Here is an 11846-nt window from a genome sequence, read left to right as displayed (position 1 = left end):
TGTTTTCGGTGGAATTGACGGACGGCCCAGCCCGGAGGGACGAAAGACATTCCGTTGAGCTGAGGTTGTCAGGAAGCAGGATTTCTTTCGCAGTCGTTCTCCTTTTGACCCGGAGTGCGGCTGTGTCGTCCTTCGACCAGCGGCCGCACGTTGAATAATCTGGAGTGTTCCGACCGATCCGCGCACTGCGGCGGGTCTCCGACCCAGCCGCGCTCCGCAGTCGACTCGATAGCCTGCGCTGCTTTGCCGTCAGTTTCGAGAGGCGACTCTCCCCAGCGGTGTCGAGGACTCGTCATGGCGCGATTTTCCCCAAGCCCATCCAGCCAGCGCAGGTAAGCGTTTACAGAACGCGGAAACCGGGCTTACATTCGCCCATGCCTCCAGAATACGACGACACGGACTTTGTGGACCGCGATTTTCAAAGCGCTCAGCGCGCTGTTCCCGCTGGCGTCCACCGTCCGCCAACCCGCGAGGAACTCGAGAGCAAAGTCGGCGAAACCCAGGAACGACTCGCCCAATTGAAGCGTGCCCAGGAAGCGCTCGAACGCGAACGAGCCGCCCTCGAAGAAGCCCGCCGCCGCCGCGTCGAACTCGAAACCGGCCGCGAGGAAATGATCCGGCATCTCACCCGCGGCATCGGCATCCTTGAGGAACAGACGCTCTCGGCCCAACGCAGCGCGGAGCAAATGTCCAAGTCCATTGCGGATCTGCGCGCCGCCCTGGCCAAGGTCCAGACGATTCATGAACAATCATGGAGCGAGGAGAATTATCAGGTGGAACTGACTAAAGCGCTCACCGACATCGAAAATGCCCGAATGGAATGGAACGGCGCCCGCATCAAGTTCGACGTGCTCAACCCCGCCTCCCCCGACGCCACGGGTCTGGATCCGAACCGGAACGTTTCCCCAGGAACTCCCGTTGAAACTTGGAATCGATTGAGTTTGGGGGACGCTTGCCGTTTGGGTTTGGCCTTCACCTTGCCTCTCGCGGTGCTCGCCACGCTGGTGTTGCTGGCCCTGGTGGCCCTCTTGCTCAAGCGTTCCTGATTTTCGGGCCTCATGGGGATCTTCAACTCCAAGTCGAATCCGATCGACTCGCGACAGCGATCCGTGGAAGCACGGCTCGCCGCCATCAAGAAACAAATCGCGATCGAGCAGCAACGGACGGTTCCAGGCCCGTCCAAAGCGGCAACTCCCGCCACGCCGGCTCGAAAGGCGCCGGACACTCGCCCCGCTCCCGCAACCTCATACACTCCTCCCTCTGCCCCAGCAGGTCCCGCCAAGCCGCTCAGACATGATCCAATCTTCGAGCCCTTGGATCCGAAACGACTCCATGGAGGCAAAGAGGCGGGAACCACTCCCGCCCATTTCAATGAACTGGGCGTGCGCAAATACGACCTCCCCGCCCTCTGGAGCCGCCTCGCCAGCTTGTTCAAGACCTCCACGCCTTCCAACCCGCAACTGGTCAATTATCTGGCCGCGGGCAGCGTCCATGGCCTGCGTGCCATGCGTTACGAAAAACGCGTCGCACGCCGCCGGTTCATCGTGTTCTTCGTGCTCCTCCTCGTCGTCCTGGCGGGCATTGCCGCCGCCCTGCTTCGAAAATACTAGCCGGCATCGGCCAGGATCAAGTCGGCTGCCTCGGTCAAGTTCTCCACCACGCGCGACTCGCGAGGTAAAGGCTCGCCCGCTCGAATCACATCGGCTCCATAGCCGGTTTTCACCAGCAGACTCAACCGGGTTCCCGCGTTCCGCCCGCATTCAACATCCAGCAACTTGTCCCCCACCATATAGGATCGAGCCAGGTCGAGGCCAAACTCATCACGCGCGTCGAACAAGAACTGCGGAGATGGCTTCCGGCCGCGACTCGGCTCCTCCGGGGCTTCCGGTGCAAAATAGATCCGGTCAAACTGAACTCCGTGCTCCTGCAACATCTCGCCAAGCCGGCGATGCACCGCGTGCATGTCCTCCAAGGTGTAATAGCCGCGTCCAATACCGGATTGGTTCGTCACGATGAACAAACGAAATCCGGCCTCTGCCAGGCGCCGGAGCGAAGGGCCCGTGTCAGGAAACAACACCACCTGATCCGGGCGGCTCAAATAATTCCGTTCGACGATCAAGGTGCCGTCGCGGTCAAGGAAAACAGCCCTCTTCACAGCAGTTCTCATTTTGACTGATCAAGGTAGGGCGCGTCACTCCGCTGCGCGCCGAAACCAGGTGTTTCCAAAGGCGGCGCGCACGGAGTGACGCGCCCTACCCACCAAAATGAGAACGGCTGCCCTCTTCATGAACTCCTTCGAAACCGGGCGGCCAGCTCCCCGGGAGAAACCGTGGCCGTCCCGAACTTGCCCACCACCACTCCCGCCGCGTGATTCGATAAGATCGCCGCCTCCAGCGGCGAAGCCCCGGCCGCCACCGCCAGCGTAAACGCCCCAATCACCGTGTCGCCCGCCCCCGAAACATCGAAGACCTCGCGCGCCGCCGTGGGAATATAAACCGCCGGCTCACCGCGCTGGCACAAAAGCATGCCTTGGTCACCCAGCGTCACCAGAAGCAAGGCCGGCTTAAGCTTCTGCAACAAACAGTCCGCAACCTCCAGCAAGGGCGCGTCCACCAAAGGATTCGCCTGGCGCTGATCGTCCACACGTCCCGCCAACTCGAACGCTTCCTTCCGATTCGGAGTCAGCAAGGATAAACCTCCCAGCTCCAGCGCGTGGATCGGCTTGGGATCAAGGCTCAACCACACCCCTCGTTCCCGGCAAGCCATGGTCAACTGATCCAAGAAAGCCTGGGTCACAAGCCCCTTCCCGTAGTCTCCGACGATCACCGCATCGACGCCGGGCAAACGCTCGGACACCGCGTCCCACAATCTCCCGTGCTCGTGCCGTGTCAGGGGCAGAATGCGCTCCCGATCCACCCGCGCGACTTGCTGCTGATGCGCGATAATGCGCGTCTTCTTGATGGTCATCCGCGATTGCGAAGGAAAAAGCGCCGAACAATCGACACGGTGCTGCTCGAGCAAGCCCCGAAGCTGCACACCCGCGGCATCGCGCCCGATCACTCCAACCATCTCCGCCCGCGCCCCCAGGGACGTCAAATTTCGAGCCACATTGGCCGCCCCACCCGGCATGAAACTTTCCCGCTCAAACTCCACCACCGGCACCGGGGCTTCCGGGGAAATCCTCCGCACACGTCCATGGACGAACTGATCGAGCATCACATCCCCGAACACGAGCACGCGTCGCCTCCGAAAAGCGCGCAGCAACTGGGCCACGCGGGCTGTTGGAAGGCTCTTCACGCCAGCCCCGCCTCCAGAAACCCCGTGAGGGGACTCGTCGCCGAGGCAACACCGCTCGCCGGACCCAGTCCGGATTCATAGGCCACCCGCCCCGCCTGCACCGCCGCGGCGAAGGCGCGGGCCATGGCGGACGGATCCCCGGCCACCGCGATCGCCGTGTTCACCAGGACCGCGTCGGCTCCAAGCTCCATCGCCTCGGCCGCATGGCTCGGCGCGCCCAACCCCGCGTCCACAACCACCGGCACCGTCGACTGTTCGATGATGATGCGAATCTGGTCCCGCGTGAGCAGCCCCCGATTCGAACCGATGGGCGACCCCAACGGCATCACCGTGGCCGCTCCAGCCTCTTGCAACCGCTTCGCCAGCACCGGATCAGCGTTGATATAAGGCAGCACGGTGAACCCCTCGCCCACGAGAATCTCAGTCGCCTTCAACGTCTCGATCGGGTCCGGAAGCAGGTACCGCGGGTCAGGATGAATCTCCAGTTTGATCCAGCGGGGCAGCCCCGCCGCCGCCGCCAACTTGGCCAACCGCACCGCCTCCCGCGCATCCATCGCCCCGCTCGTGTTCGGCAAGAGCAAATACCGCTTGGGATCGATGTGCTCCAGAATATCGGCAAACGGATCGCCCGTGCCCGACAAGTCGGCGCGGCGCAGGGCGACTGTGACCATTTCCGCCCCGCTCGCGTCCAACGCGTCGCGCATCGCCTGGGGAGACGAAAACTTACCGGTCCCCAGGATCAACCGGGACCGGAATTCCCGCCCCGCGATCACCATGGGTTGAACAGACAAGAACATCGGCGCGGAGCATAAATCTCAGCCCTCCACGCCGTCGAGCCCAGCCTATGCCTTCAACGTGGATCCCGGCTTTCGCGAAAATCGCGGCGGGGCGCCGCCGTCCGACGTTCCTCCCCACCCTCCTGCGCCTGGCCGAATATCCATGTGTGGCACTGATCCGCGACTTTGGCCAAAACCAGCAGATCTTCGCGTCCAAAGGAATCGGTGGACTTCCATTCGTCGGCGTCCTTTTCTTTGTAGATCCTCGAAAAGGTGGCGTTGAACCGGTGGCCGACGGTCGTTTCGTTCTTCCAGATGGCCGCTTTGATGGTGCCAATCCGGACCTCGTGTACAGGTTTGTCTTTGGTCATAATCAGGTACAATAGGATGCCCACAGGGACGGGCTTTATGCCTTCGCTAGACTGGGGACAACCTCCATGCCTCTTATGCCTCGAACGCGCTTCAAAAGCCAGAATTTTTGAGTGCCAAATTTCAACTCCGATGAATCCACGTTGCTGCCGGTCGATCGCGTCGCTTCGCCAAGCGCATGGAGCCGCACAAAACCACTCCCCCGGCGTGAAACCGCAATCCCCGGACCCGCCGTTCACGGCGCCTCATCGTGGACAGCGTGACGACGTGGTTGGACCGAGGAGATTGGAGCAGGGGGGAAGTTTGCTGGGGACATCGATCTCGGCTTCGGATCCTTTCTCTCCGTGTCTCGGTGCCTCCGTGAGAGCCGTCCAGCCCTTGGAACAACTCGGCCATCGCACGTCAACAGCAGGCCCAATGACCGTCCGCTTGCGGAGGCACCGCTCCACCCATCGGGACTGGTTATTCCATTGCCGGACTTCGTATCCAAACCTAAACTCGGCCCATGATGCTCGCGCAACAAGCCTCCCAACCCGGCCTCGCCTGGCTGTTCTACTCTCTTCTCACCGTCGCCTCCTGGGGCGTTTATGGCGTGTTCCTCCACACCGGCCAAATCGGCATGAGCGATCCCGTCAACGGTCGCTACAAAGCTTTCCTTTTCGTCGGCATCGCTTACTTCCTCACCGCGGTCCTCGCCCCACTTGCGCTCCTTATAGCCAAGGGTGCCTCCTGGAGTTATCCCCCCAAAGGCATGTGGTGGTCGCTCATCGCCGGCATCGTTGGCGCCGTCGGTGCTTTCGGTGTCCTCCTGGCCTTCGGCGCCAAAGGCGTTCCCGCCACCGTGATGTCCATCATTTTCGCCGGAGCACCGATCGTAAATGCCCTCGTCTCCATCGCTCTCCACCCTCCCGCCGGCGGTCTGAACAGCATCAAACCCCAGTTCTACCTCGGAATCGTCCTCGCCGCCGTCGGAGGCTGCCTCGTCACCTTCTACAAACCAAATCCACCCGCCGCCAAACCAGCCCCCAGCGCGTCAGCTCCCGCCTCACCCAAAACTCCCTCCGCAGGTTAACTCGAACGCCCGCCGTCCATGCTCGATCCCACGTGCGTTCAACCCGACATGCTGGCGTCCACGCAATGGGACAAGCTCCGCGGCTTGCTCGACTTGACGCGGCGGAGGAATCTCTTCTACCAGGGAAAGTGGGCATCCCTTGGCGGACTGCGCGAAGTTTCGTCGCTCGCCGAATTCACCCGTGCTGTCCCTTTCACCACCAAATCCGAACTGAGCGACGACCAGCAGGCCACACCCCCCTTCGGTACCGCGCTTAATTTTCCTCTCCCGGCTTACACGCGCTGCCATCAAACCAGCGGCACCAGCGGCCAACCGCTCCGCTGGCTCGACACTTTCGAAAGCTGGGAAGCGATGACCCGGCATTGGACCCGCATTTTCGAAGCCGCCGGCACAACCGCCGCCGACCGTGTCCTCTTTGCCTTCTCATTCGGCCCCTTTCTTGGATTTTGGCTCGCCTTCGATTCAGCCCACCGGCTGGGCTGCTGCTGTGTTCCCGCCGGCGGTCTCTCCACCACCGCCCGGCTCCGTTTGATCTTCGACCTTGGGATCACCACGATTTGTTGCACCCCATCCTACGCGCTGCGCCTGACCGAGACCGCTCGGGAGGAAGGCGTCCAAACGTCGAAGGCCAGGGTTTCGAAATGGATCGTAGCCGGCGAACCCGGAGGCAGCATTCCCGCCACGCGGCAGCGCATCGAACAATCCTGGCCCGGCAGCGTCGTCTACGATCACCACGGCATGACCGAGACCGGCCCCGTCACCTACCAATGCCCCCAACACGCCGGCCGGCTGCACGTCATGGAGTCCGCTTTCCTCGCCGAGATCATCGATCCCCACAGCGGCCAGCCCGTTTCCGAATCACAACCGGGCGAACTGGTGCTCACCACACTCGAACGCGCCGGTTCGCCCCTCTTTCGCTATCGCACCGGAGACATCGTCAAACCTCGTCCACGCGAACGCTGCGATTGCGGCTCCATCGAACTGGCCCTGGAAGGGGGCATCCTCTCCCGAACCGACGACATGCTCGTCGTCCGCGGTGTGAATATTTACCCCACCGCCATCGAATCGCTCGTTCGATCCTCCGGACCCGTGCTCGAATTCCTAGTCCATGTCTCCCGCCACCGGGAACTCCAAGAACTGGCGGTGGACGTCGAATTCGACGCCGCCCCCGAAGCCTCCGCGGAACTCGCCCGCCGTCTGGAGACGCAATTCGAAAGCGCCCTTTCACTCCGAATTCCGGTCGCCGCGAAATCCAGGGGCTCCTTGCCGCGCTATGAAATGAAAGCCCGGCGTTGGATTCATCACGGCGATCTCTAACCATGCCCTCATTGCTCCAACTGCAAGGCGTCTCGAAAAGCTTCCCGGCCGCGGAAGGCGCCTCTCCCGTTACCATCCTGCGCGATCTCGATTTCACCCTCGAGGCCGGAACCTCCACCGCCATCATCGGCCCTTCCGGCTCCGGCAAAAGCACGCTCCTGCATCTCCTCGGCTCCTTGGACACTCCCACTTCCGGCCAGATCCTTTTCGAAGGGCAAAGCTTGTCCGGATTCGCCGGGGACGCTCTCGCCGAGTTTCGCAACCGCCAAATCGGCTTCGTCTTTCAATCGCATCACCTCCTGCCTCAATGCAGCGCGCTCGAAAACGTGCTCATTCCCACCCTGGCTTCTCCCCGCTCCCGTGAAGATCAATCCCGGCTGGCCGGGCGCGCCGAACGGTTGTTGACCCGCGTCGGACTCCAATCCCGCATCCATCATCGCCCCGCCCAATTGTCCGGGGGCGAACGCCAGCGCGTCGCCGTCGTCCGCGCCCTGATTCTCGAACCCAAGCTCCTCCTCGCCGACGAACCCACCGGAGCACTGGACCGTCCCTCCGCCGTCAATCTCACCGATCTGCTCGTCGAGTTGAACCGCGAACTCCGCGTCACTCTGCTCGTCGTCACTCACTCGCTAGAACTGGCGCGGCGGATGGACCGGACTCTCGAACTTCGCGACGGAAAACTTCAACCCGTCACTCCCGCCTGATATGAACCGGCGCACGCTGGCCCTGCGCAGCCTCGTCCATTTCGCCCGCAATCACCTTGGGGTCGTGCTCGGCGCCGCCATCGGTTCGGCCGTGTTGACCGGCGCCCTCGTCGTCGGTGATTCGGTGCGTCACAGCTTGCTGCAAATGGCGCTTTCACGGCTGGGCCGCACTGAGATCGCCCTCGGCGCGGATGACCGCCTGTTGCGTGAATCGTTGGCCGGAGAAATCCAGGCCAAACTTGGCACACCCGCCGCCGCCGTGCTCCTGCTGCCAGGAGCCGCCGCCCATTCCGACGGATCCGCCCGCGCCAACCAAATCCAGGTCGCCGGAGTATCGCCCGATTTCTGGTCCCTCGCCCCCGGCTCGTCGCCCCCCGCCTCACCTCAGCCCGAAGAGGTCTTCCTCAATCTCCGTCTCGCCGCGCAACTCGGTGCCAAGTCCGGCGACTTCGTGGTGCTCCGCGTGGCCAAACCCTCCCAACTCTCCCGGGACGCCCCCATTTCCCCGCAGGAAGATTCCACGGTCGCGCTGCGCGCCCGCGTCGTCCAGGTGCTCGATGACGCGCAATTCGGACGATTCAGCCTGCGCGCCAGCCAGGTCCCACCCTTCAACGCATTCGTCTCCCGCGCTTGGCTGCAATCACGCGTGGACACCCCCGGCCAAGCCAATCTCTACCTGGCCGCAGCTCCAGATGACGCTGTCCGGACTTCCTCAACCTCGAATGGGAAAAGTGAATCCCCCCTTCCCGCGCGATCGAGCTCCAACACGGTTCAACTCGCCAACCAAGTGCTGGCTCAAACCTGGAATCTCGACGACGCCGCCCTCTCCCTCCGGCCCGCCGAATCCAACCGGCCTCCCGAACTCCGCTCCAGCCGCGTCTTCCTCGACGCCCCGATTATCGAAGCGGCCCTGCGGCTCCCCGCCGCCCAACACCGCGTCCTCACTTACTTCGTCAACGACCTGGCCTCGGGGGATCAACAGACCCCCTACTCGATGGTCACCGCCACGGACGCGCCTTGGATGCCACCCGATTTGGGCGAGGATGAAATCCTGGTTACCCCGTGGCTGGCCGATGATCTCGCACTCAAGCCGGGTTCCCGCCTTTCCCTAAAATATTACGTGGTGGGAGCCATGCGCAAACTGGAGGAACAAACCACCCACTTCACCGTCCGCGCCATCCTCCCCGCGCAGGGCCCGCATGATGACCCCCTCCTGATGCCCGATTTTCCCGGTCTCGCCACCGCCAACAACTGCCGCGAATGGGATGCGGGCTTCCCCATCGACTTCGACAAAATTCGAACGAAAGACAATCAATACTGGGAACAGAAACGCGGCACCCCCAAGGCCTTCGTCACCCTCAAGACTGGACAAAGGCTCTGGTCCAATCGATTCGGCAACCTCACTTCGATCCGCTTCCACGAAACAGGAGTGTCCACCCACACGCTCGCAACTCAACTCCTTCAAACGTTGTCACCGTTGTCCCTCGGATTGCGTTTTGAAGAGGTGCGGGGCCCGGCGCTCGCGGCCGCGACGGGAGGGCAAGACTTCGGCCAGCTCTTCATCGGCTTCAGCTTTTTCCTCGTGCTATCCGCGCTCCTTCTGACCTCGCTGCTGTTCCAATTCGGACTCGAGCAACGAGTCTCCGAGATGGGACTGCTGCTCGCGCTTGGCTGGCCTGCCCAACGGGTGCGACAAATGCTCCTCGGCGAAGGCATGGTCCTGGCCTGGATCGGGTCGGTGGCGGGCTTGCTCGGCGGCGTCGCCTATGCCCGTCTCATGTTATGGGGGCTCGCCAATCTTTGGAAAGACGCGGTCGGGACCACTTCGCTTCAGTTTCATGCTTCACCCTCCACGATGTTGATCGGCCACCTGGCCGGCTGGTTCGTGGCGGCAGCCACGCTTTGGCTCGCCATCCACGGCACCGCTCGACGCCCCGCTCGCGAATTGCTCTCCCCCCAAGACGTGGAATGGGCCGCGCTGCCTCCCTCCCGTTCGGCACCCGGGAAACAATCGACCGCGACCTCGATAGCCTGGATCACAGGACTCTCCGGCCTTGCACTGGCGGGAATGGGATTGGCCCGCCCGGGATCCGCGCCCGCGCTCTTTTTCGGTGCAGGCGGTCTGCTGCTCGTGGCCGGGTTGGGATCGATGTCTTCCATCCTGGGCCGACTCGATCATGCCGGAAATGACCTCCTTCATTCCGCGGCGTTGGCCGCGCGCAACCTGGCGCGGCGTCCCAAGCGAAGCCTCGCGGTGGCCGGGTTGCTCGCCTGTGGCGGTTTCATGATCGTGGCCGTCAGCGCGAATCGCCTCGATGCCGGACGCGATGCCCAGGACCGCGGTTCCGGAACGGGTGGCTTTGCCCTCCTCGCCGAAAGCAGCCATCCCGTGGTTCATGATCTCAACGCCCAAGAAGGCCGCGAATTCCACAACCTGGACGGCAAAGCATTGACGAATGTCCATTTCGTCCCGTTCCGAGTACGGGAAGGGGAAGATGCGAGCTGCCTGAATCTGAACCGCGCGCAAGAACCGCGGTTGCTCGGAGTTGATCCCGCCCTTTTGCAATCGAGAAAAGCATTCACGTTTTCGCGGCTGCTCGAGGCTCAACATCGCGACGCCCCGTGGCTAAGCCTGCTGGATTCCACGTCGGACCCCGCCTTGGTGCCCGCCATCGGCGACGCCGCCTCCATTCAATGGGCGCTCGGCAAGAGCCTGGGTGACACTCTCGAAATGACCGATGAAAAAGGCCGGCCCTTCCGGCTGCTGCTCGTCGGCGCGGTCTCAGGATCGATCCTTCAAGGCCAGCTCGTCATCTCCGAGAAACACTTTCTCGATCGTTTCCCTTCCGCCACTGGATATCGAATGTTTCTCGTCGATGCCCCGTCTGACCGGGTAGGTGCCGTGCGCACGCACCTTTCGCAGGTCCTGCGTGATCTGGGTCTGGAAGTCACGCCGGCGGTCGAACGATTGGCCGCCTACAACGCCGTGCAAAACACTTATCTCAACACCTTCCAGGTCCTGGGTGGACTGGGCCTTCTGCTTGGCAGTTTCGGGGTGGGCATCGTCGTGCTGCGCGCCATCCTGGAACGCCGGGCTGAACTCGCCCTCCTCTCGGCCCTGGGTTGGAAAGCCTCGGCGGTGCGCCAACTCATGCTGCGCGAACACTTGACTCTTTTCCTCTGGGGCATGGCCATCGGCACGCTGGCATCCGCCGTGGCCGTCTATCCCGCTCTGACCCAGCCAGCCTCGGAATTTCCCCTCGCTTCCATCACCGCCACGCTTGCCCTCATCGCCGTCAACGGTGCGCTTTGGGTCTGGTGCGCGGCCCGAAGCGGAACCCGCGGGGAACTTCTGGAACCTCTCCGCCGCCAAGTCTAAATTCGCCGCCTCCTCTCCCTGGAATTCATTATGAATCTCAACTTCCCCTCACGTTCCGGACGCTCCCCCATCGCGCCCGCCCTTCTCGCCACCGCGCTCGCTCTCGCCTCCGCCTGGCACGCGTTCGCCCTTTCCAAAGGAGTTTATCAACGTGATTTCACCTCCACCGCCGTGGACCAAATTCCTGACGACTTCCTCGTCCTCAACGGAACGTTCGGCGTCAAGGAAGAGAACGGAAACCGCTTTCTTGAGCTGCCGGGCGCCCCACTGGACACCTTCGGAGTGCTCTTCGGCATGACGGAAAAGGAAGGATTGCAGGTTTCCGGACGCGGCTTGGGCACGTCCAAGGGGCGTCGCTTTCCCACCTTCGGCTTCGGTTTGAACGGGGCCGGAGGATACCGGCTCCAGGTCAGTCCCGCCAAGAAAGCCATCGAACTGTTCAAGGGCGACCACGCCTGCGCGTCCTCTCCATTCGACTGGCAGTCGGGTAAATGGACTCATTTCAAACTGCAGATCCGCAAACAGGCCGAAACACCCGCCACGTGGAAGGTCCAAGGCAAAGTTTGGACCGAAGGTTCCGAGGAACCCAAAGCGTGGAGCATCGCTTGGGAGGAGAAGGAAGAACCGATTCCCGGGCGCGCCTCGCTGTGGGGCAGTCCCTTCGCAAATACCCCCATTCGCTTCGACGACCTGCGCGTCGGCGAAGCCCAAGCCGACAACTGATCAGAACGTCGACCCCGCGAGAAAGTGTTTTCTGCGGATCCGAACTTGGGCTCTCACAAGGAGGCCAAGCCACGGAGAAACGCCCTTCAGGCGTCCAGGCGCAGCGCTGCCGTCACGGTGATTCAGCGGCGTTGAGATGCGCACAATCTTGCGAGAGATCGATGCTGATCAATTCCCGTTTCCATGTTAAAGTTAGAATTGTTGTCAGA

Annotated in this window: 10 protein-coding genes and 1 pseudogene; 7 read left to right on the top strand and 4 right to left on the bottom strand. The window is 62.5% G+C overall.

Annotated elements, in window-relative coordinates; translation table 11 throughout:
* The first annotated feature begins 374 nt into the window (after window positions 1-374).
* Together FJ404_05840 and FJ404_05835 are read left to right on the top strand one after the other, a co-directional pair.
* Window positions 375-1046, top strand: a complete 672-nt coding sequence (locus FJ404_05840; protein MBM3822395.1) for a hypothetical protein — start codon at window positions 375-377, stop codon at window positions 1044-1046.
* A 12-nt stretch (window positions 1047-1058) separates the two neighbouring features.
* Entirely contained in the window at window positions 1059-1610 is a 552-nt protein-coding gene (locus tag FJ404_05835) for a hypothetical protein (GenBank protein ID MBM3822394.1), read from the top strand.
* Here FJ404_05835 and FJ404_05830 read toward each other — a convergent pair.
* The 4 genes and pseudogenes from FJ404_05830 to FJ404_05815 all read right to left on the bottom strand — a co-directional run bounded on the left by FJ404_05830 (window position 1607) and on the right by FJ404_05815 (window position 4444).
* Entirely contained in the window at window positions 1607-2167 is a 561-nt protein-coding gene (locus FJ404_05830; GenBank protein MBM3822393.1) for an HAD family hydrolase, read from the bottom strand. The genes FJ404_05835 and FJ404_05830 overlap by 4 nt on opposite strands.
* A gap of 116 nt (window positions 2168-2283) precedes the next feature.
* Window positions 2284-3216 (bottom strand): carbohydrate kinase, encoded by a 933-nt coding sequence (locus FJ404_05825; protein ID MBM3822392.1) that lies wholly within the window; start codon window positions 3214-3216, stop codon window positions 2284-2286.
* Between the two features lie 77 nt (window positions 3217-3293).
* Entirely contained in the window at window positions 3294-4094 is an 801-nt protein-coding gene (locus FJ404_05820; protein MBM3822391.1) for a thiazole synthase, read from the bottom strand.
* Between the two features lie 137 nt (window positions 4095-4231).
* Window positions 4232-4444: pseudogene (locus FJ404_05815) on the bottom strand (hypothetical protein).
* A 506-nt stretch (window positions 4445-4950) separates the two neighbouring features.
* Between FJ404_05815 and FJ404_05810 the strand changes: the two are divergent.
* From FJ404_05810 to FJ404_05790, 5 genes are read left to right on the top strand one after another with little or no spacing between them, the layout of a single operon-like run.
* Window positions 4951-5514 (top strand): hypothetical protein, encoded by a 564-nt coding sequence (locus FJ404_05810; protein ID MBM3822390.1) that lies wholly within the window; start codon window positions 4951-4953, stop codon window positions 5512-5514.
* 48 nt (window positions 5515-5562) lie between these two features.
* Window positions 5563-6831 (top strand): phenylacetate--CoA ligase, encoded by a 1269-nt coding sequence (locus FJ404_05805; GenBank protein MBM3822389.1) that lies wholly within the window; start codon window positions 5563-5565, stop codon window positions 6829-6831.
* A 2-nt stretch (window positions 6832-6833) separates the two neighbouring features.
* On the top strand, window positions 6834-7535 hold the full coding sequence (locus FJ404_05800; protein MBM3822388.1) for an ABC transporter ATP-binding protein: 702 nt from the start codon (window positions 6834-6836) through the stop codon (window positions 7533-7535).
* 1 nt (window position 7536) lies between these two features.
* Window positions 7537-10914 carry an ABC transporter permease gene (locus FJ404_05795; GenBank protein ID MBM3822387.1) on the top strand — a complete coding sequence of 1126 codons (3378 nt, stop codon included), beginning with the start codon at window positions 7537-7539 and terminating at the stop codon, window positions 10912-10914.
* 30 nt (window positions 10915-10944) lie between these two features.
* A complete protein-coding gene (locus FJ404_05790) occupies window positions 10945-11637 on the top strand; it encodes a hypothetical protein (protein ID MBM3822386.1) in 693 nt (230 codons plus the stop codon).
* Window positions 11638-11846: the final 209 nt, after the last annotated feature.

The sequence above is a fragment of the Verrucomicrobiota bacterium genome, assembly GCA_016871495.1.
Classification (GTDB): Bacteria; Verrucomicrobiota; Verrucomicrobiia; order Limisphaerales; family VHDF01; genus VHDF01.
This window is presented reverse-complemented; position numbering and strand designations above follow the sequence as displayed.

What these genes read in the sequence shown, in the direction of transcription:
- FJ404_05840 (MBM3822395.1), top strand. Translation starts at nt 375, where the DNA reads ATGCCTCCAGAATACGACGACACGGACTTTGTGGACCGCGATTTTCAA.
- FJ404_05835 (MBM3822394.1), top strand. Translation starts at nt 1,059, where the DNA reads ATGGGGATCTTCAACTCCAAGTCGAATCCGATCGACTCGCGACAGCGA.
- FJ404_05830 (MBM3822393.1), bottom strand. Translation starts at nt 2,167, where the DNA reads ATGAGAACTGCTGTGAAGAGGGCTGTTTTCCTTGACCGCGACGGCACC.
- FJ404_05825 (MBM3822392.1), bottom strand. Translation starts at nt 3,216, where the DNA reads ATGCTCGATCAGTTCGTCCATGGACGTGTGCGGAGGATTTCCCCGGAA.
- FJ404_05820 (MBM3822391.1), bottom strand. Translation starts at nt 4,094, where the DNA reads ATGTTCTTGTCTGTTCAACCCATGGTGATCGCGGGGCGGGAATTCCGG.
- FJ404_05810 (MBM3822390.1), top strand. Translation starts at nt 4,951, where the DNA reads ATGCTCGCGCAACAAGCCTCCCAACCCGGCCTCGCCTGGCTGTTCTAC.
- FJ404_05805 (MBM3822389.1), top strand. Translation starts at nt 5,563, where the DNA reads ATGCTGGCGTCCACGCAATGGGACAAGCTCCGCGGCTTGCTCGACTTG.
- FJ404_05800 (MBM3822388.1), top strand. Translation starts at nt 6,834, where the DNA reads ATGCCCTCATTGCTCCAACTGCAAGGCGTCTCGAAAAGCTTCCCGGCC.
- FJ404_05795 (MBM3822387.1), top strand. Translation starts at nt 7,537, where the DNA reads ATGAACCGGCGCACGCTGGCCCTGCGCAGCCTCGTCCATTTCGCCCGC.
- FJ404_05790 (MBM3822386.1), top strand. Translation starts at nt 10,945, where the DNA reads ATGAATCTCAACTTCCCCTCACGTTCCGGACGCTCCCCCATCGCGCCC.